Source organism: Kitasatospora sp. NPDC017646, from assembly GCF_044329365.1.
GTDB lineage: Bacteria > Actinomycetota > Actinomycetes > Streptomycetales > Streptomycetaceae > Kitasatospora.
In genome coordinates this window covers 20,777-39,477 of record NZ_JBIRJC010000045.1, presented here as the reverse complement: position 1 = coordinate 39,477, position 18,701 = coordinate 20,777, and the positions used below count along the sequence as shown (strand labels likewise).

General features: G+C 70.2%; 15 protein-coding genes and 1 pseudogene. 6 read left to right on the top strand and 10 right to left on the bottom strand.

All coding sequences use genetic code 11. The features are described 5' to 3' along the window. Nucleotides 1-130: 130 nt before the first annotated feature. Complete coding sequence (locus tag ACH4J0_RS36785; protein ID WP_396245531.1) at nt 131-346, bottom strand: hypothetical protein; 216 nt, start codon at nt 344-346, stop codon at nt 131-133. Between the two features lie 1,094 nt (nt 347-1,440). Here ACH4J0_RS36785 and ACH4J0_RS36780 point away from each other — a divergent pair. The 5 genes and pseudogenes from ACH4J0_RS36780 (at nt 1,441) to ACH4J0_RS36760 (ending at nt 7,915) form a co-directional block, all read left to right on the top strand. Further along, nucleotides 1,441-2,445 (top strand): annotated as a pseudogene (locus ACH4J0_RS36780) (NAD-dependent epimerase/dehydratase family protein). Continuing rightward, entirely contained in the window at nt 2,442-4,103 is a 1,662-nt protein-coding gene (locus ACH4J0_RS36775; protein ID WP_396245530.1) for a glycosyltransferase, read from the top strand. Before ACH4J0_RS36780 ends, ACH4J0_RS36775 begins: the two are co-directional and overlap by 4 nt. A gap of 258 nt (nt 4,104-4,361) precedes the next feature. Then, nucleotides 4,362-4,931: a hypothetical protein gene (locus ACH4J0_RS36770; protein ID WP_396245529.1), complete on the top strand. Its 570-nt coding sequence runs from the start codon at nt 4,362-4,364 to the stop codon at nt 4,929-4,931. Between the two features lie 9 nt (nt 4,932-4,940). After that, nucleotides 4,941-6,038 carry an integrase core domain-containing protein gene (locus ACH4J0_RS36765; protein ID WP_396245528.1) on the top strand — a complete coding sequence of 366 codons (1,098 nt, stop codon included), beginning with the start codon at nt 4,941-4,943 and terminating at the stop codon, nt 6,036-6,038. 1,262 nt (nt 6,039-7,300) lie between these two features. After that, nucleotides 7,301-7,915 (top strand): LuxR C-terminal-related transcriptional regulator, encoded by a 615-nt coding sequence (locus tag ACH4J0_RS36760; RefSeq protein WP_396245527.1) that lies wholly within the window; start codon nt 7,301-7,303, stop codon nt 7,913-7,915. 244 nt (nt 7,916-8,159) lie between these two features. Here ACH4J0_RS36760 and ACH4J0_RS36755 read toward each other — a convergent pair whose 3' ends face one another. The 9 genes from ACH4J0_RS36755 to dpgA form a co-directional block, all read right to left on the bottom strand. Continuing rightward, nucleotides 8,160-9,365 carry a pyridoxal-phosphate dependent enzyme gene (locus ACH4J0_RS36755; protein WP_396245526.1) on the bottom strand — a complete coding sequence of 402 codons (1,206 nt, stop codon included), beginning with the start codon at nt 9,363-9,365 and terminating at the stop codon, nt 8,160-8,162. A gap of 2 nt (nt 9,366-9,367) precedes the next feature. Continuing rightward, nucleotides 9,368-10,366, bottom strand: a complete 999-nt coding sequence (gene sbnB, locus ACH4J0_RS36750) for a 2,3-diaminopropionate biosynthesis protein SbnB (RefSeq protein ID WP_396245525.1) — start codon at nt 10,364-10,366, stop codon at nt 9,368-9,370. Between the two features lie 23 nt (nt 10,367-10,389). After that, complete coding sequence (sbnA, locus tag ACH4J0_RS36745; protein ID WP_396245524.1) at nt 10,390-11,409, bottom strand: 2,3-diaminopropionate biosynthesis protein SbnA; 1,020 nt, start codon at nt 11,407-11,409, stop codon at nt 10,390-10,392. Next, complete coding sequence (locus tag ACH4J0_RS36740; RefSeq protein ID WP_396245523.1) at nt 11,406-12,401, bottom strand: hypothetical protein; 996 nt, start codon at nt 12,399-12,401, stop codon at nt 11,406-11,408. The genes sbnA and ACH4J0_RS36740 overlap by 4 nt, the downstream gene beginning before the upstream one ends. 385 nt (nt 12,402-12,786) lie before the next feature. After that, nucleotides 12,787-13,632: an enoyl-CoA-hydratase DpgD gene (gene dpgD / locus ACH4J0_RS36735; protein ID WP_396245522.1), complete on the bottom strand. Its 846-nt coding sequence runs from the start codon at nt 13,630-13,632 to the stop codon at nt 12,787-12,789. A 1-nt stretch (nt 13,633) separates the two neighbouring features. Then, the gene (locus tag ACH4J0_RS36730; RefSeq protein WP_396245521.1) at nt 13,634-14,926 is read right to left on the bottom strand and encodes a PLP-dependent aminotransferase family protein; all 1,293 of its coding nucleotides are present in this window, start codon (nt 14,924-14,926) and stop codon (nt 13,634-13,636) included. Then, nucleotides 14,923-16,272 (bottom strand): (3,5-dihydroxyphenyl)acetyl-CoA 1,2-dioxygenase DpgC, encoded by a 1,350-nt coding sequence (dpgC, locus tag ACH4J0_RS36725; RefSeq protein WP_396245520.1) that lies wholly within the window; start codon nt 16,270-16,272, stop codon nt 14,923-14,925. The genes ACH4J0_RS36730 and dpgC overlap by 4 nt, the downstream gene beginning before the upstream one ends. After that, the gene (gene dpgB / locus ACH4J0_RS36720; RefSeq protein ID WP_396245519.1) at nt 16,269-16,994 is read right to left on the bottom strand and encodes an enoyl-CoA-hydratase DpgB; all 726 of its coding nucleotides are present in this window, start codon (nt 16,992-16,994) and stop codon (nt 16,269-16,271) included. Before dpgB ends, dpgC begins: the two co-directional genes overlap by 4 nt. A gap of 18 nt (nt 16,995-17,012) precedes the next feature. After that, on the bottom strand, nt 17,013-18,104 hold the full coding sequence (dpgA, locus tag ACH4J0_RS36715; protein WP_396245541.1) for a 3,5-dihydroxyphenylacetyl-CoA synthase DpgA: 1,092 nt from the start codon (nt 18,102-18,104) through the stop codon (nt 17,013-17,015). 331 nt (nt 18,105-18,435) lie between these two features. Here dpgA and ACH4J0_RS36710 point away from each other — a divergent pair, with 331 nt between their 5' ends. After that, complete coding sequence (locus ACH4J0_RS36710; RefSeq protein WP_396245518.1) at nt 18,436-18,651, top strand: MbtH family protein; 216 nt, start codon at nt 18,436-18,438, stop codon at nt 18,649-18,651. The last annotated feature ends 50 nt before the right edge of the window (nt 18,652-18,701 follow it).

Genomic DNA, 18,701 nt, shown 5'->3' with positions numbered 1-18,701 from the left:
CCATCTCGCCGGTGGACGACGGAGGCGTCGGCTCGGCCGTGGTCAGCGTGTTCGAAGTCATGCCGGGATGCTCGTTCCCGACACGGCACGAGCGCCCGCATTCACGGATATCCGTGAACCGATGCGGACGTCACGTCCGCCCCTCCTGGATGTGCGCGAGGAGCCGGGCCGCCGCCCGGTCCAGACTCAGCCGCTCCGAGCGGCCACGACGCCGGTGCGTCAGAACCAGGGCACCCGTGACGACGGGGCCATCAGTGACGGGGATCGCGAGCGCGCTGACCTCGGGATCGGCCAGATCGCTGCGACTGATCCGCGACGCGCGGATCCCCGGGCCATGACCCGGCATCCGCGGTCCCCTCTTCCTGCTCGCCGGGCTCGGAGCGGCGGCCGGTCGCCGAGTCGGCCTGGTCGCCGCTCCGTACGCTCCGAAGGGCCCGATCTCGCCGGGCCGTCGAGCGCCCAGCAGTGGGCCGGCCCCCCTTGTGTCGGAACTCACCTGCCAGCGCCCTGCGGCATCCGCGCGCTCGTGGTCGTCGGCCGATTCTCCCACTCGCACTGTCGCGGCGATGGTCACCGTGCGTAGATGATCAGGGGGGTCGCAGGCAGGTTCCCGAGCAGGCCTGCGGAGGCGTCCGGGAGGTGCCGCGCGAGCCTCCGCCGCGAGGCCACGAAGTCGGCTGACGTCTTGGCAGATTCGGAGGCGGTTGCCCAACTGCCCCAAAAAATGGCCGGATTGCGCCATGGGGTATCGAAAGATCGATGACTACGATTCGACCTTGGTCACCGTTGGTAGTCAATTTCGAGGCACGAAATGCCCATTGCGGGACCCCTCGGCCCCCAGATGCGACCACTTCGAGAACACTTGGTTCCCAGTCGCCCGCGGAACCGTTTCGTAGCACCGAACCGCGTCAAGCGGATTGACGACCATCAACCCGAATGTGTGAACTGCGCATGCCGCCAGTTGGGTTTGGGCAGGTTTCGCGCAGCCAGGTCGGGTTCGGCCCGGCGGCCTGATTCCCGCGCTCGGTATCGACGTTCCGGGAGTGGATCGGCAGCCGTGTCCACGAGCCGTCGTCGGATCAACGGTCGGCCCCGTTCCTGATCGCCATACCGCTCGGCTCGCGACGAGGGAGGGAGCATGAGTGCGACGTGCCCCTTCCCCTTCGGCCTGGCCTTCGCAGCCGACATCCGCCCGGCGGAGGCCGTGCCGGGTGGCAACGGTCGACTGAGGCACCTGGTGGTCCACCGACTGGTGGCGGTCGCCATGCTGCTCGGCCGCTCGATGCCGTACCCGTACCCTCCGATGCCCTCGACCGCATCACCGGCTGCTGAGCCTGGAGGACGTGGAAGCCCAGCAGGCAAGACGTCGGTTCGTCAGCTCTGCAGTCCCAAACGAGAGGTGGAGCCTTCGTGCAACTGTCAGGCCAGGAGCCGGATGCCATGGTCACACCGGACGCTGCCTCCCTTGCCGGGAGGCGGGTGATGGTCACCGGAGTCGCCGGCTTCATCGGTTCCCATCTGGCCGAGGCCCTGCTCGCCGCCGACGCCACCGTGGTCAGCGGCGACCTGCGCTCTCCCCACCAGGCACACCGGGCCTGGAACAACCTCACCCACTGCCTGGCCCACGACGCCTTCGCCTTCGCCGAGGCGGACCTCGCCGAGACCGCGCTGCTGCCACTACTCACGGGCATCGACACGGTTTTCCACCTGGCGGCCGCCCCTGGCGTGCGCGACTCCTGGGGCGAACGTTTCGCCGACTACGCCCGGAACAACGTCCTCGCCACCCAGCGGCTCGCCGAAGCCTGATGCACGGCCGAGGTACGGCTCATGGTCGTCGCCTCCTCCTCCAGCGTGTACGGCGACGGCGCACGCCCCCCGCACCGCGAGGACCACCCACCGCGGCCGGCCTCGTCGTACGGGGTGACCAAACTGGCGGCCGAGCAGCTGTGCCTCGCCTACGCCGCCCGACCCGGCTCCCCCACGTCCGTGGCCGCCCTGCGCTACTTCACCGTCTACGGCCCCCGCCAACGCCCGGACATGCTGATCTCCAGGGCGCTGCGCGCCGCGCACCGCGGCGACGTACTGCAGGTGTTCGGCGACGGAAGCCAGGCCCGGGACTTCACCTACGTGGCGGACACCGTCGCCGCAACCCTGGCCGCCGCCACCGCCCCCGCACCGGCACGCCCCGTCAACGTCGGCGGCGGCCACAGCACCACGGTCAGCGAGGTACTGGCCTGCGTCGAACAGGTCACCGGACGCCCGGTACGGGTCGAGTACGCCCCGGCCCGGCCCGGCGACGTCACCGTCACCCTCGCCGACACCGATCGCGCCGCCATGGTGCTCAACTGGCGTCCCCGGGTCCCCCTCGCCGAGGGGCTCGCCCGCCACCACGCCTGGCTCGAAGGCGTCGACAAGCTGCCAACCACCTCCGGGAGCAAGCGATGACCGACCCCCGACCCCGTATCGCCCTCGTCCTGCAGGGCCAGGCCCACCAGGGCGGTGGAGTCGCCACCAGCGTGCTGCGCCTGGCCCGCGGCCTGGATCGGGACGGCCGGTTCGCCGTGGACGTCGTCGCCCTGTGCCCCGCCCTCCCCGCCCCGCCCGGCGCCGACCCGGTCCCCACCGAACCCGTCGAGACGGACGGCGGGGTCCGCTTCTACGAACTGCGCCCCAGCGCGGCCCTGCCAGCGGGCGCGGCATGTGAACTGGCCGTCCAGCAGGCCTTGGTGGAGCTGACCCGGCGCCATCGCCATGCCTTGCTGCACGGCTTCTACGTCGGTAAGGCCGGCTACCAGGCGGCGTGGGCCGCGGCCGAATGCGGGGTGCGGCTGGTGGTGGGCATCCGGGGCAACGACATCTACGGCGACGTCTTCGGCAGCAAGGCCCTGCCCCGGCTCCAATGGGCGCTGGACCGCGCCACCCGGATCATCGCGGTGAGCAGCGAGGCGGCCCGCCGGGCCGACATCCTGACCGGCTGCGGGTCGCGCACCACCGTGGTGCTCAACAGCATCACCACCGACCACTACCGGTTGGGCGTCGTCCGGACCCCCGGCGCACCCGTCATCGGCACGCTCGGCAAACTGCGCTCCAAGAAGGGCGTCGACCTGCTGGTCCGGGCCTTCCCCACGGTGCTGGAACAGCACCCGGACGCCCGCCTGCTGCTGGCCGGCGAGATCAACGACGACGACGCCGCGCTGCCGGAGCTGGTTTCCTTCCTCGGCATCGCCGAGCGCACCACCTTCACCGGCCCCGTCCCCCGCGAGGACGCGCTGCGGCACTTGCGCGGCATGGACGTCTTCGTCCTCTCCTCGCTGCACGACGGCTGCCCCAACGCGGTGCTGGAGGCCATGGCGGCCGGAACATGGTTGCCACCGCCGTCGGGGCCGTTCCCGAGATGCTGGAGGACGGCAAGGAGGCCGTCCTCGTCCAGGACGTCGGCTCATGGCGAGCCGTGGCCGCCGGGATCCTCACCATGCTCGCCACCGACCGGAGGTCCATCGCCGAGCGTGCCCGCCAGGCCCTGCACACCCGCTTCGACCTGGCTCGCGAGATCGAGGAGAACACGGCCGTCTACCGCGCTTGCCTCGGCTGAGCCGATGTCGCTCTCAGCCCGGTTCCCGAACTCGCCGTCGAAAAGCAGCTGCTCGGGAGCACCGGGCCGCACGTGCAGTCCAGGGCGTCAAGGTCCACCCGGCGGGGGGCAGCATCCCCATCGCCCGCTCTCGTGGTACGAAGGGTCAGGAGCGGCTGATGGTGACCCGCGCAACCTGGTTGTCGTGATCGACGAACCCGCCCGTGATCTTGGTGACCCGGGTACCCGTGGCGCACTGAAGGTCCGTGCTGGCGGCCTTGCCCCAGGGAGTGAGGAACCCGATCGCCCCGTGCCCCAGGCTGTTGACGATGATGGCGAAGTCGGCGACCTCACCCCGCTCTCCGTCCTGACCGGCATGTCCTCCCCGCCGACGCGAGGGTGCTCCGGCCGCACGCAACCTTGCCTCGTTGCTCCTCGCTGGAACGACGAGCGCGCCAACGTCATGGCAGCCCTATTCGACAACTTCAGTCGCCACTCCAGGCATCGCCTATCCGGCGCGCGGATGCAGTGAACAGGATTCCAGGCCATCACCGTCCGACCCATCGCCCTCATTCTTCGCCGCCCCGAAGCCGACTCTGCACGCCTCCGATAATCACCACCGAATCGACATTCCCCTCCCCTTGTGCGCTTTCCAAGGGGATCGCCGCAGCTCACAGGCCAACGTGATCGCCGGATTCGCCTCCCTGACGCCATGATCCGCCCCCCTGCCGCGCCAGGCCAGCCCGCCGTGAAGCTGGGCGCAGCCCGATCACACAAGGAGTCGATTCCCGTGAACCTGGCCGATCCCGCACGCGGACGCGTCTACCGGCGCTGCGGCTGCCGTGACACCAACGGCCGCCAATACGGAGCCCGCTGCCAGAAACTGAACACCCTGCCCGACCACGGCAGTTGGTCCTACGCCGTGGGCCTGCCCTCACCATCCGGCAAGCGCGAGACCCGCCGCCGCGGTGGCTTCCCCGACCAGAGCGCAGCCCTGGCCGCCCTGCAGAACTTCCTGACGGCCGAGCACACCGGCGTCACAGCGGACGAGACCCTGCCCGTCGCCGACTACCTGAGGGAGTGGCTGCTCTCCAAGCGCGAGATCCTCAAGGCCACCACCTATGCCGGCTACCACCGCCACGTCCACCACGACCTCATACCGGCCTTCTGGCCACTCCCCCTGACCGGCTTGCGCGACCGGCACGTCACCACCTGGTCCCACCGACAGCTGGCCGCCGGCCGCGGCCGACCCTGCCCTTGCCGAGAACCTCATCCGGCCTGGTGGGAGGCAGGGTGCACAAGTGCCGCCCTCGTCAGTCGGATAGGCGCTCTGGCGGAGCCGACGAGCTCCGCGACATGATGATCGACCGTGCTGCTACGACTGGCGTACCTGGGTGTGACGAACGCGTTCGCGTTGCTGCGGCTGCTGCCGATGAGCGACCGTGAGAAGGACGTGGAGATCCTGGCTCTTCGCCATCAGATCAGCGTTCTGGAGCGGCAGCTGAGCGGACAGCGGGTCCGCTTCGCAGCAAGCGACCGGGCATTCCTGGCCGCGCTGCTGCAGGGCCTGCCGACGCAGGTGCTGCGTCGGATGCGGTTGCTGGTGCGGCCCGACACCGTACTGCGCTGGCACCGCGACCTGGTCGCCCGCCGTCACGCCGTCCGGTCCCGGCCGAAGCGCCCAGGCCGACCGCGCACCGTGCGCTCCATCCGCGCCCTGGTACTGCGCCTGGCCGCAGAGAATCCGGAGTGGGGATACCGGCGGCTGCACGGCGAGCTGCTCGTCCTCGGGGTAAAGGTAGCCGCGTCCACGGTGTGGGAAATCCTAAAGGAGGCCGGTATACCCCCGGCACCCGAGCGGACCTCCAGCACTTGGTCCAACTTCCTGCGCTCCCAAGCGGACGCACTCCTCGCCTGCGACTTCTTCGAAACGGTCACCCTGTCCGGAGCCCGCCTGTACGTGCTCGCGGTCATCGGGCACACCAACCGACGAATCCGGATCCTCGGCGCCACCGCACATCCGACCACGTCCAGGGCGACGCAGGCCGCGAAGAACCTCGTCATGGACCTCGAGGACGCCGGCTCTCGGGCGCGCTACATGATCCGGGACCGGGATGGGAAGTTCCCCGAACTGTTCGACGCCGTCCTCGCCGACGCGGGGATCCAGGTCGTGCTCAGCGGCGTCCGGATCCCCCGCATGAACTCCCTCATGGAGCGATGGATACAGACCTGCCGCCGAGAGCTACTGGACCGGACCCTGATCTGGAACGAGCGGCATCTACTCCACGCCCTACGGGAGTTCGAGAAGTTCTACAACTCCCACAGGCCGCACCAGGGGATCGCGAACGCCCGCCCCCTCTGCGCGCTTCCCCGGCCGATCGACAACCCGGAGCAAATCACCCACCTCGACATACGCCGAACCGACCGACTCGGCGGCCTCCTCCATGAGTACCAACATGCAGCCTGAACAGGCCGGATGACATTTTCGGCAAGCGCAACATCGCCCGGATCGCCGCCGCGATCTGCGGATCAGGCTGGGGCCAGGGCTGCGGTTGCACCGACACGACATGCTCCGATCCAAGACGAGGCCCGAGAGATCACCAGCGCTCATGATCCACTGCACCGTGCCCACGCCGCCACCCCTGGCCCAAGGAGCAAGTCCCACACCGCTCCCCAGGCCGCCCCAAAGCATCCCAACTCGGAGTCATCACAAAGAACTTGTAATTAGCCACCAAGATCGCGCAAGGTCAGGGCCCACCTCGTCCGCCACGCGTGACGCCTGATGACGCCTCATGACGCCCCATCAGTGAGAGGCGCGTGAGAGGGGTGAGCAGTGGGGCATTCGAGAGTGACTTGCCCCACACCCTCCATGGTGGCACTGACCGGCCCCCGGAGCGCCTCATCCCCCCGGCGTGGCCAGCGGTCGACTCCGGCAATTTTTCCACGCCATTCCATGCGACCATTGCGGCGATACGCGAGCCGTACACCTCGCGCATCGTCCACACCCTTCCGGTCATCTGCGGTGCGGCAACCGCGGCGAGCCGGTCGGGCCAGGGCCCCACGTCCTGGGCACCGTCGATGTCCGGGCTCAGTCGGGACAGTGCGCTCTCCGCGGCGTGCGCGATCCCGGAGACCCCGGCGAGCTGTTGTCCGCCGAGGCATCGGCGACGTCGAGGGCCCTGCCGCTGTGCTGGGCGATGATGCGATAGCTCCACAGGACCCGAGGAGTTTCCACTGAGCGCCAACGACCTGGGCATCGAGATCGACCGGCGCCTGGACCGCACGGAGCAATTGGACCTTTCGGACGTGATCCACCGACCCGACCAATCACGTGACAAACTGCCCGATATGCAGTCTCGCTACGTGATCACGATCTACAATCGGAGTATTGGATACAATGCGGGCGAACTGAGGCGCACAAGAGACTTTAGCCGGGGCGACGCCGCTGATGGTCAGCCACTCCCCGCTCTGCGCATGCCAAGTCCCCTGAAGCCGGGACACACGTGAATGTCCAAGCGGACCGCCAGCCGGGTTAGCATCGACTGCAGAGCTGATGACCAGGCACGCAGCCACTCCTGCCGCCACCGAATTCGACTCGGCAATGCAATCACAAAAGCAACGGAAAAGCAAGTGCAAACCAGCCGACTTCCGAGAATTAAATCCGTCTTGGAAAATTGGCACATTTGGGGGAATGAAATGATTCGCGCCGGCATTCTTATCAAGTCGCCGATGTACGAGGTCGGACTGATCAAGACGCTCAATGACGCCGGAATACGGATCATTTCTGCAAAGGCGTCACGCGATGACGAATCATGGCAATTCGCTGACGCCGTACTTGTCGACGTCGATGCGCTGAGTCCGGAGGAATGTCTCGCCCGCATCACCGACATGGCCAAACTGACTTCCGTCCTAGTGCTGGACAATGGGACGGCGGCCGAAGGCGCCCGCTTCCTCGGTGCCGGCGCGGCAGGAGTGGTGAACAGGCAGGAGTCCGGCGAACGGATCGTCAACGCGGTCCACACGGTGGCCAATGCCTCCAACCCGACCTCGCGCCCCACCGCTACTGCGCCGACGACCACCGGGGAGGCCGAGCGGCGCTCTTCCTGCGATCTCTCCGAAAGGGAACAGCAGGTGCTGAGCCAGATCGCCCTGGGCCTCACCCATGGTCAGATCGCGACGCGGCTCGGCATCAGCTCCCACACCGTCGACACCTACGTCAAGCGCGTCCGTACCAAGCTGGGTGTCGGCAACAAGGCCGAGCTCACGCGAGCCGCGCTGCTGGGCCGGCTGACCGAGGAGGGGGCCACGCAGCAGACCCTCGGAAAGCGGCAACTGGCCGCCTGATACGAAAATTCCCCTCGTCAAGCCGGCCACCGTGGGCCCGGAAGCCGTAGCCGTGGCTTCCGGGCCCACGGGCTGGACCTACCTCGAACCGGCCCACCGTGCAACGCGGCTGGGCCAACAGCGCACCGAGCCGAGCCGGCCGGGTCACTCGTAGCGGTCGAGGCCGCACCAGGCACAACCACACCCTGAGACACCATCAACCACCCACACCCCCGGTAACGTGACAACGCCGTCGGGATCCTTGCTACGCCACTGCCACGTCGAGGGGCGCCGTCCGAGGCAGGTCCAGCTCGGCGAGGGTGTCGGCCAGGCCGTCGAGGTCGGCGGCGGAGATGGTGTGCACCGAGCCAGGGCGGCGCGGACGGCTCTGTGTGGTCGGAGGCAGGTCGGCGCCGGTGACCAGGGCGACGCACTCCGCATCCGGCGGGACGGTTCCTTCGGCGAGTGCGCGCCGGAGTCCGGCGAGGGATGCGGCTCCGGCCGGCTCGCTGGGGATCCCGGCCGTGTCCCGCAACTCGCGCACGGCGTCCGCGATCTCCTCCTCGGTCACGGTGACGAAGCAGCCGTCGGCGATGCGCACCTCGTCCAGCGCCCAGTCGCCGATGGAGGGGATCGGGACGGCGATCCCGTCGGCCGCCGTGGCGGCCGGGTCCAGCGCGCCCGCCGCCTCGCCGCGCCACCGGGCGGCGAGCGGCGCGCAGACGTCTGCCTGCACGGCGATGATGCGCGGCAGCCGGTCGGTGGCGCCGCAGGCCAGGAGCTCGCGAAAGCCCTTGGCCAGGCCGACGAGTGTGGGCCCGTCACCCACCGGTACGGCCACCGCATCGGGCACCCGCCTGCCGAGTTGCTCCCACACCTCGAAGGCGACGGTCTTCTTCGCCTCGATGGTGAGCGGGTTGGCGCCGGTGTTCCGGTCGATCCAGCCGAACCGCTCGGCCGCCGCGCGGGACAGCTCGAACGCGGCCCGGTAGCCCTCGCGCACCCGGAAGACGTGCGCTCCGCTCGCGACCATCTGCTGCACCTTGCCAGGCAGGCACTCGGTCGACACGAAGATCACCGCGTCGATGCCGGCCGCGGCCGCGCCGACCGCGGTCGCGATGGCCGCGTTCCCGGTCGAGGACGTGGTGACCACGGCTGCGCCGCGGCGCAGACCCGCGTCGATGACGAGTGCGGTGGCGCGATCCTTGTTGGAGGCGCTCGGTCCGGTCGTCTCGTCCTTGATCCACAACCGCGGCTCCCCGGCCGCCGCGGCCGGCCAGGGGTGCAGAGGGGTACCGCCGACGGGCAGCGGGAACCGCGGCTGCTCCGGACAGCCGGGCAGGAGCCGGCGGTACCGCCACATGTCCAGGCGCCCGTGCGGCTCGGGCAGCAGACCCGGCCGGTAGGCGTAGGTGAAGGCCGGGTCCCCCGAGGGGGTGCGCGTCTCGATGGCGTCGTCCACCGCGCTCACGCTCACCACCGGACCGGATCGCCGAAGAAGCCCTCGGCACTCACCGAGCGTCCGGTGCTGCGTGCTTCGTCGAGGACCAGTCGGCCGACGGCGATGTCGAGGACACCGAGGCCGAACGGGGAGAAGACGGTGGGCCGGTTCGCGTCGAGGGCGACGTCCCCGAGGACGACCTGGGCGAGGGTCCCGTTGACGAAGTCGCGGTGACCGACCAGGCCCTCCGCCAGGTGCGGTGACGTCTGCGCCTTGAGGCAGTGCTCCACGTCGTCGACGATGTTGTGGGAGGCCAGCAGGGTCTCGGGGGCGAGGTCGCGCAGCGACAGGTGCAGCGCCAGTTGGTCCGGCCGGAAGCGGTGCGCTACCGGCACGTACGGGGCCAGGGCAGTCGTGGCGAACACCACGAGGTCGGCGTCCAGCGCGTCCTGCAGCGCGCCCGTCGTGGCGGTACCGGGGGAGCGGCCGTTCAGATGGGCGGCCAGCGCGGCCGCGGAGGCCGGGTCCTGGTCATGGCAGACCACTCGGTCGAGCGGGGTGCCGCTCGCCGCGAGGTAGGCGCAGACGGTGCGCGCGATGTAACCGGCCCCGATGACGCCCACGGTCTCCGGTGCCTGCTTGGCCAGGACCCGCGCGGCGAGCGCCGCCGAGGCCGCGGTGCGGGCCGCGCTGATCGCGGCGCTCTCCAGCACGGCGACGGGATGGCCCGTCTCGTAATCGTTGAGCACCAGGATCGCCGACGCGCGCTGCTTGCCCCGGGCGACGTTGGCGGGAAAGCTGGAGATCCACTTGATGCCGGCGGTGGGCCGGTCGTCGTTGACGAAGGCGGGCAGCGCGATGATCCGCGAGTCCGGCTTCTCGGGGAAGCGGAGGAAGTGGCTGTCCGGATTGACCGTCCGCCCGCGCTCGTGCAACAGGTAGGTGTCCCGCACGCACTCGAGTACCGCGGTCTCCCGGCCGTCGAGCGCCGCAGCCACGGCTTCGCTTCCGATGATTTCGAGTTGGTGCATGAGAGCGGGCCTCCTTGGGCCGGTCACGAGCCGGTGGTGAACAGTTGTTCGGGTGCGGAGCCGCCGAACTCCGCCGCAGCGATCCCGGCAGCCCGGAGCAGTTCCGGGCCGAAGTGCAGGGCGACCCAGTCGTCGTCGTAGATCGTGTCCAGGTAGCGCTCGCCGAGGTCGGGCGAGACGACCACGACGCGGCTGCGCGGTGCGATGCGATGCCGCATGGCGGTCAGGGCCGCGAGTGCGGTGCCGGTCGAGCCGCCGAGCAGCAGGCCGTAGCGGCGGGCAACCTCGCGGCAGACCCGGACCGTGTCCGCCTCGGCGACCACGCACTTCTCGAAGTCGCCGGCGTCGCGGAAGATCTCCGGCCGCCGGCTGGCGCCGAGCCCCGGGATCGTGCGCGGTCCCGCCGGCCCTCCGAAGGTCACCGAACCGGCGGCGTCCACGGCGACGATCCGAGTGGCGGCCCCGATCGTCCGGAAGTGGTCCAGGCAACCCATCAGCGTTCCGGAGGAGCCGACGCCGACGAACAGCCAATCGGGGGCGCCGAACTCATCGGTGATCTCCCGCGCGGTGGTCCGCCGGTGGGCCTGCGCGTTGGCCGCGTTCGAGTACTGGTTGAGCCAGACCAGCTCGGGGTCGGCGAGCAGCCGGCGCTTGATGTCATCGATCCGCGTCTGCAGGAACCCGCCGTTGGCGTCGCGTTCGGTCACGATCACCACGTCGGCGCCGAGCGCCCGGATGCACTGGACGCTTCGGCTGTTGGCGTTCGGATCGGTGACGACGGTCAGCCGGATGCCTTCGGCGGCGCAGATCGTCGCCAGTGCCACGCCCAGGTTGCCGGATGTCGACTCGATCAGGTGCCCCCCGGACCGGAGTTCACCGGCGGCCAGCGCAGTGGACACCATCTCCCGGGCCGTCTTGAGCTTGATGGAGCCGGCCGGATTCAGACCTTCGAGCTTGAGGACGGTGTCGGCGTGCTCCAGATAGCCGGGCAGCCGCAGGAACACCTGCCCGCTGCCGACGTCATGGACCTGATCGAGGATCATCTGGCTTGCTCCGCCGCGCGTTCCGGCGTGATCGAAGCGGTGCGCCGCTCCCGGAACCGCTCCAGCACCTGGACCGCCCGGCTGTCGGATCCCGGCATCCGGAGGCTGGGCTCCTGGTCGCCGCCGAACCTCGCACAAACCGTGATGTGCGCATCGTAGGCGCCCGACATGGCGTCGAGCAGCTGCTGGTACGACTCGTGCACGGCCGGGCCGGCCGACTCGACCAGCCGCTTGACCCGGTTGAGCTGCTTGAGCAGGATCCGGTGGTCGCGGAGCTGGAGTCCGCTGAACTTGGGGTTGATGTGCGGCGGCATCATGGCGGGCCGCACCACCTCCGCGTACTGGGTACGCGTGAAGTCACCGGCGTACCGCATCGCGGCACCGGAGCCGGCCATCAGGCGGGTCGCGTCCTCCAGCAGCAGGCCGGCCACCGCTTCCTCCGCCTCGCCGCCCGCCGCCAGGGCCTCCTCCAGGCAGCCGACGGTGGCGATCAGCGCCTGGATGAGTGCGAAGAACGTCTGGTGCCCCAACCGCCAGCGGACCATGGGGTCGACGCTCACCCCGTCGATCCGCACCTGGCTGACCTGATGGAAACGGGCCGTGGACTCGAAAGCGGTACCGGCCACGCCGACCCGCCACAGCACTCCGAAGGCGGCCCAGTAGGCGGCGAGCAGCTGCTCCCAGGCGTCGGCGCCGAGGCCGAGCCCGGCGGACACCGTGTCATTGAGCTGACTGCGCAGGGACTCCAGCATCGTGCGGGTGAGGATCTCCACCGGGTTCCCGGTGACCCGGACCGCACCGAAGAACAGGTCGTGCTCCTCGTACAGGTCCTCGGGCAGCGCCCGCCACTCCGCCTCGGAGTACCGGGCCTGCCCGCCGGGCGCGGGCAGGCAGTTCAGCGCGGCGTCGACGGCGGCCAGTACCTGCCTCGCGCTGCCGTGCGGGGCGATGTCCAGGACGGAGCGCAGGGCGTCGGCCGTGGGCCGGCTCATCGCGCTCCGGATGGCACTCGCGGACGTCGGCAGGTGCTCCGCCTTGAGCAGGTGGAGCGGTGCGATGTCCCCGTGATCGGCCGGCCCGCCACTGGGTGCCGGAGCTTCGACCTCGACTCGCTCCGATATCGGACGGATCGCCAATTCTTCCATTTTTACTCGCAATTCAGCGTTCTGCCGACAGCACGAGCCATCGCTGGACATGGAGGGGGGCGGCTCCAATCGGAAGGACTGGGCCGGGATTTCTCGACGGAGCTGCGATCGCATGCACTCCGATTGACTTCCTGAATTACTGAATCACGCCGGCGAGGGGCCGCACAACAGCGTCAGTGCACACAACTTCCTCTGGCCTGTCCCCAGTTCGCGGCACACGATGCGGATGCGCTCAGGCCCCTGTCCACTGCGGTGGCCGCTTCTCGACGAACGCGCGCGGGCCTTCCTCCGAGTCGCGACTGCGCATGCGCCGCTCCTCCCAGACGTACCGGGTGTCGAATGCCTGCGGCAGCGGCATGGTGGCCGAGACGGCCGCCGCCTCCTTGATGGCGCGCAGGGAGAGCGGGGCGCAGCGCAGGATGTCCTCGAGCCAGCCGTCCAGGCACTCGTCCAGCATGTCCAGCGGGACCACCTCGTTCACCAGCCCGAGTTCGGCGGCGCGGGACGCCGTCATCCTGCGGCCTGTCATCAAGTGGCCCATGGCCACTCGGAACGGCGCCTGCCGAGTCAGCCTGAAGACCCCGCCCGCACCCGCCATCAGGCCCAGCCGCGCTTCGGTCAGCGCGAACTCGGCATGCTCCGCGGCGAGGACGATGTCGCAGGCCAGGGCCAGTTCGAAGCCGCCGCCCAGGGCGTAGCCGTTCACCCTGGCGATGAGCGGCTTCGACAGGGAGAACCGCTCGGTCAGCCGCGGCCAGCCGGGCCGGCCGCGGCTGCCGAAGGTGGAGACGGCCGTCCCGTCCTCGATCCGCCGGACGAGTTCCTTGAGGTCCTGACCGACCGAGAAGGCACGATCGCCGGCTCCGGTCAGCACTCCCACCCAGATGTCGTCGTCGGATTCGAAGTCGTCCCAGATTTCAGCGAGTTCGGAATGCATTCGCGAGTCCATCGCGTTCAGGACTTCCGGCCGGTCGAGCGTCACATAGGCGACGCGTCCCCGTCTCTCGTAGCGGACCCGCTGTGCCGTTCCCACGGTGTCGGAGGCTCCTTCGGAATGCGGCGCGAAGGGGGTCTGCATGTCACACTCCTTCTCGCAGGAATGCGGCGAGGCGCGTCGCGCCCTCGTCGATCCGGGCCGGTTCCAGGTAGCTGCACGACAGCCGGAGCTGCCGGTCGCCGCCACCGTTCGGGTAGAACTGCGCCATCGGTGTCCAGAGCACCCCGTAGTCGGAGGCGGACCGGTGCAGCAGTTCGGCGGTCGCCGGCACGGGGAGGTGGACGCGGACGAAGAAGCCGCCGTCCGGCCGGTTCCACCGGATGCCGGGCAGGGCGTCCCGGCCCACCTCCCGGTCGAGCGCAGCCATCAGCCGGGTCAGGTTCCGCTGATAAAGGGAGGCCTGACGGCGCGCCGGTTCGGCGAGCGAACCGCCGTACTCGAGCAGCATGCCGGCGATCACCGCTTGGGTGAGCGGCGAAGTGTTGACCGTGACCATGCTCTTCAGGCCAGCGAGCTCGTCCGCCAGCAGCCGGCCCGCGCCGGGACCGCCGGAGGCGACCGGCTGGTCGGCGACGACGAAGCCGATCCTGGCGCCCGGGAAGCAGGTCTTGGCGAACGTGCCGATGTGGACGACCCGGCGCTGCCGGTCCAGCGCCTTGAGCGCGGGACGCTCGACGCCGGCCGCGACGGTGAAGCCGTAGGTGTTGTCCTCGATGACCAGGAAGTCGTGGCAGTGGGCGAGTTCGAGGAGCCGGTGCCGGGCGGCCGTGCTCATCCGGCCGCCGCCCGGATTCGCGAAGTCGGGGGCGACGTAGCAGGCCCGGATTCGCCGGCCGTGGCGCCGGGCCTCCAGGCACGCCTCCTCGAGGGCTGACAGATCCGGTCCCTCGTCGGTCTCGTCGATGCCGACCACCGGCATGTCCAGCAGGCGGGCGGCGCCGAGGATGCCGACGAAGGACGGGTTGGCCACCGCCAGTACGTCGTTCGGGGAGCTGCTGAGCGCCCGCAGCGTCAGGAACATCGCTTCCTGGGCGCCGACGGTGACGACCAGCGCCCGCGGCGGCACGGTGATGCCGTGGTCGCGGTCCAGCAGCTGGGCGATGACGTCGTTGATGATGCCGCGGCTGGGGCCGTACTCGTACAGGCGGCGGTCCGCCACCTCGCGGGACAGGCCGAGGTCCTCCTGCAGGTGGGTGCGGAACCGTTCGACGGCGCGGAGCGGGTCCAGGTCGCGGAAGAACTGCGGGTGCGGGGCCCCGGCGGCGAACGAGATGGCGTCCGGGTACCGGCCCGCCACCTCGTTCAGGAAGCCGATCGACTCCAGCAGCGGATCACCGATGGAGCCGTGCAGGCCGGTGAGGGTCGTGACGGTCACGAGGCGGCCCTCCGAGCCTGTGCGGCCTGCCAGCGGCGCTCCACCTTGGCCAGCACGTCCGCGCTGTAGGCGCGGACGGACTGGGCCACCGCGAACTCGGCCAGGTATTCCCGGTAGAGGTCCAGCGGCTCCTCGGCCAGCGCCAGCATCCGCTTGTTGGCGGCGACGGCGGGCGCCGTGAGGGCGACCGCGGCCCGGTCGACGGCGGCGTCCATGTCCTGCGCGGGAACGACCTCGTCGAAGAGCGCGGCGGCCGCGGGGTCGTCGGCGGCGATCCGGCGGCCGCCGAGGATGACCTGCCGGGCGACCCGGGCGCCGACCGCGCGGGTGAGGCGCAGATTGCCGAGGCCCGGGACGATCCCCTCCTCCGCGGCGGGCAGGCTGACGTACGAGCTGGCCTCGGCGATCACGTGGTCGAGCACGAGCAGCAGCTGCATGCCGCCGCCGATCGCGAAGGTGTCGACCGCGCCGATCCACGCCTTCTGGACGGTGCGGTCCGACCAGGCCGCGGCCTCCGGCCGGACGAGCGCGCCCCGCAGCAGCTTGTGGACGTACCCGAGCTCGCGGGTCATCAGGAAGCCGGCGAAGGAGATCCGCCCGTTGCGCAGGTCCTTCAGGTTGATTCCGGCGCTGAACACCCGGCGGCCCGCGTAGCGCGGGTGGTCCACCTGGCCGCCGCGCAGCACGCCGACCCGGCTGCGGTCGTCGAGCAGCACCAGGTCGACGGCGGTCTCGAGGTCCTCGATCAGCTGGTTGTTCTCGGCATTCAGCACGTCACCGTTGCGGAAGGTCAGCCGGGCCACCCCGTCCCGCCGCGCGAGGTCCACCGAGGCCAGCCGAACGTGCCCGGTCTCGCGGTACCCGTCCAGCAGCCGGTACGCCTCGTCGGTCGGGCGCAGCATCGCGTCGATCAGGTGGGTGCCCGCCTGCCGGGAGCGCAGCAGGGCACCGCACAGGATGCCTTGGTCGATCTCCCGGCCCTCGCGGTCCGCCTGGAGGAGCTCCGCCTCCGCCGCCATGGCGGCGCGGTCGGGCACCAGCCCGGGGAACTCGTCGGCCGCCGCGTACAGCAGCTCCGCCAGCCGGAGATGGCGCGACCGGCCGGCGGTGAGGTGGTCGTAGACGGCGTCCGCGTGCCGCTCCACGAAGGCCCGCCGCAAGGAGCGCGCCTGGGTGTGCAGTTCGTCGGCCGCGGCGCGCTGGGCCGGGTCGCGGTCCGGCTTGCGCGGCAGCCGGGCCAGCCGGGCTTCGATGGCGGCGACGGCCGAGCTCAGCTCGGCCGCGGCCCGGTCCAGTCGGCTGTCCGGTGCCGCCCTGTCGACGGCCGAGGCCGCTTGTGTGCTCATGCGCCGGTGGTCTCCGACTCGCCGGCGCTCCGGGCGTTCTCCTGCAGCCGTCGCAACTCCCGGTCACAGGCCGCGAGATGGGTGCCGAGCGCCTCGTCGAAGTCGACCGTCCCGGCCTCCAGCAGCAGCCGGCGCCGAATCGCCGTCTCCTTGTCGGAGACCCGTCCGGCCAGCACGACCTCGGCGGGCAGCAGGCCCTCGAGGTGGTCGGTCACGGCGTCGATCAGGCCGAGCTCGGCCGCCTTGGGGGCGGAGATGTCCGTCCCCCACAGGACGATCTGCCGGGCCCGGGCCATGCCGAGGTGCTGGACCAGCCGGTAGACGGACATCCCCGGCCAGAAGTGGCCGTCGTTGACCGGCAGCACGAGCTGCAGGTCGGCGGCGCCGATCCGGTAGTCGGCCGTGAGCAGCAGGTCCAGGGCTGGGCCTTGGCAGGGGCCGCTCGCCGCGGCGATGACCACCGTGTCGAGCCGCTCCAGTCGGCGCAGCGCGCGCTCCCAGCGGTTGACCAGGCGGACGGTGACGTCGCCCGGCCACTCGCGCCCGTCGGTGGACGCGCCGTGCAGGCGCAGCACCACGACGGCTCCGTCCGTGCGGGCCTCGGCCTGGTCGCAGGCCTCGCCGACCCGGGCGGTGAGCTCGTGCAGCGGCAGCGCGCAGTCGATGTCGACGGTGCTCGTGAGGTCGTCAACCATCGTTTCCAGCTGTGCACTTGTAGTCATGATGAGAAGTTCCCTTCGTTACCAGCGGACCAGGGCCATTTCGATGGTCGACCCGGGGCCCATGGTCATGAGGACGCCGTACTCGCCGGGCCGCACGCACTGCTCCGCGCGCAGCCGCTCGTACGAGAAGAGGAAGGAGCCGCTGGACACGTTGCCGTGGTCCCGCAGCACGCCGGTGGTGTGGCGGACGTCGTGCCGGCTCAGCCCGAGGTTCACCCGGACGGAGTCGATGACCTTCTTGCCGCCCGAGTGCAGGAGCCAGTGCGTGATGTCGCCGCGCTTCAGCCCGGTGCCCGCCAGCAGCCTGTCGAGCGCGGCCTCGGCGTTCGCGCCGACCACGTACGGCACGTCCTGGTCCAGGTAGAAGCTGAACTTCCCTTGGTCGTCGTCCCAGTCGTAGCGCATGGCGCCGACGGCCTCGGGCATGATGCGGCTGGAGAAGCGCAGCAGCTCCGGTCCGGTGTCCCCGCCGGAGTCGCGGGCTTGCACGGTGATGGCCGCGCAGCCGTCCCCGAAGAGGGAGTTGACCACGGAGGTGCGCATCGAGCCGTCCATCACGTAGGCGGCCGAGCACGCCTCGATGCAGACCATCAGGGCCAGCCGGCCGGGGTGGGAGTTGGCCCAGGAAGCCACCGCCGTCAGGGCGTTCAGGCCGGCGTTGCACCCCATGCCCACGACGTCGAGGCGCGAGCTGTGGCAGTCGATGCCGAGGTCCTTGATGAGCAGGGCCGAGAATCCCGGCGTGAGGAGCCCGGTGGTGGTGACGCAGCACAGGTAGCCGACGTCGGCCAGGGTCGCGCCCGCGTCGGCGAGGCAGGCGGCGATCGCCTCCCGGGCCATCGCCAGACCGGTCTCGGTGTGCTTGCGCAGCAGTTCGCCCTGGGTCTCGATCTGGCGGGAGCCGTCGGCGGCCTTGGGCGGGAGCACCAGTGAGCGCCGTTCGATGGCGCTGTTGAGGAAGAGCGACCGGACTCGTTCGTCGATGATCGCGAACTCGTCGAGCAGCTCCTGCTGCGTGTACGAGGTCGGTGACACCGCGGTGCCGACGCCGGTGATTCGGGTGCCGCTCAGAGCGGGCGGCGGGGCGCTCGCGCCCGCCTGTCGGTCCATCACGTGCATGCCGGAATTCCCCCCATGGTGTACTGGCGTCGAAGTCGTCGGTCGGGGACGTCAGTCGAGATGGTCCTCGGGCCCACCGCTGCACACTGCATGAGTCCCGGCTGCCGAGTGGTTTCGCTCTTCCCAAGCGCCTTGAGCGCCTTGCGTGGCCACCATCGAAACACAGCGGGCCGCAGCAGGGGCGTCCCCCGAAATCGCGACAGGACTCCGCTCCGGGGCGCCCGTAGCATCCTGTCCCGCCTGCGTTTCGGATCGGCTTCCCATCGGTTGCTGACCAGGTCAAGCCGATCGGCAGCTCCCCGATCGAAGACAGGAATCCATCATGCCCAACCCCTTCGACAACCCCGACGGCCGCTTCCGGGTGCTGGTCAACGACGAGGGCCAGCACTCGCTCTGGCCGGACTTCGCCGTCGTCCCCGACGGCTGGGCGGTGGGCTTCGGCCCGGCCGAGCGCCCGGCCTGTATCGAGTACGTCAACGAGCACTGGGTGGACATGCGGCCCCGCAGCCTTGCCGCCCAGCTGAACGAAACCGCCTGAACGAGACCGCCTGAGCGAAGCCGGCTGAACGAAGCCGGCTGACCACCGGA

Excerpts from the sequence above, each read along its gene's own strand:
- ACH4J0_RS36785 (WP_396245531.1), bottom strand. The coding sequence starts at position 346 with ATGCCGGGTCATGGCCCGGGGATCCGCGCGTCGCGGATCAGTCGCAGC.
- ACH4J0_RS36775 (WP_396245530.1), top strand. The coding sequence starts at position 2,442 with ATGACCGACCCCCGACCCCGTATCGCCCTCGTCCTGCAGGGCCAGGCC.
- ACH4J0_RS36760 (WP_396245527.1), top strand. The coding sequence starts at position 7,301 with ATGTACGAGGTCGGACTGATCAAGACGCTCAATGACGCCGGAATACGG.
- sbnB (WP_396245525.1), bottom strand. The coding sequence starts at position 10,366 with ATGCACCAACTCGAAATCATCGGAAGCGAAGCCGTGGCTGCGGCGCTC.
- sbnA (WP_396245524.1), bottom strand. The coding sequence starts at position 11,409 with ATGATCCTCGATCAGGTCCATGACGTCGGCAGCGGGCAGGTGTTCCTG.
- ACH4J0_RS36740 (WP_396245523.1), bottom strand. The coding sequence starts at position 12,401 with ATGAGCCGGCCCACGGCCGACGCCCTGCGCTCCGTCCTGGACATCGCC.
- dpgD (WP_396245522.1), bottom strand. The coding sequence starts at position 13,632 with ATGCAGACCCCCTTCGCGCCGCATTCCGAAGGAGCCTCCGACACCGTG.
- dpgC (WP_396245520.1), bottom strand. The coding sequence starts at position 16,272 with ATGAGCACACAAGCGGCCTCGGCCGTCGACAGGGCGGCACCGGACAGC.
- dpgB (WP_396245519.1), bottom strand. The coding sequence starts at position 16,994 with ATGACTACAAGTGCACAGCTGGAAACGATGGTTGACGACCTCACGAGC.
- dpgA (WP_396245541.1), bottom strand. The coding sequence starts at position 18,104 with ATGGACCGACAGGCGGGCGCGAGCGCCCCGCCGCCCGCTCTGAGCGGC.
- ACH4J0_RS36710 (WP_396245518.1), top strand. The coding sequence starts at position 18,436 with ATGCCCAACCCCTTCGACAACCCCGACGGCCGCTTCCGGGTGCTGGTC.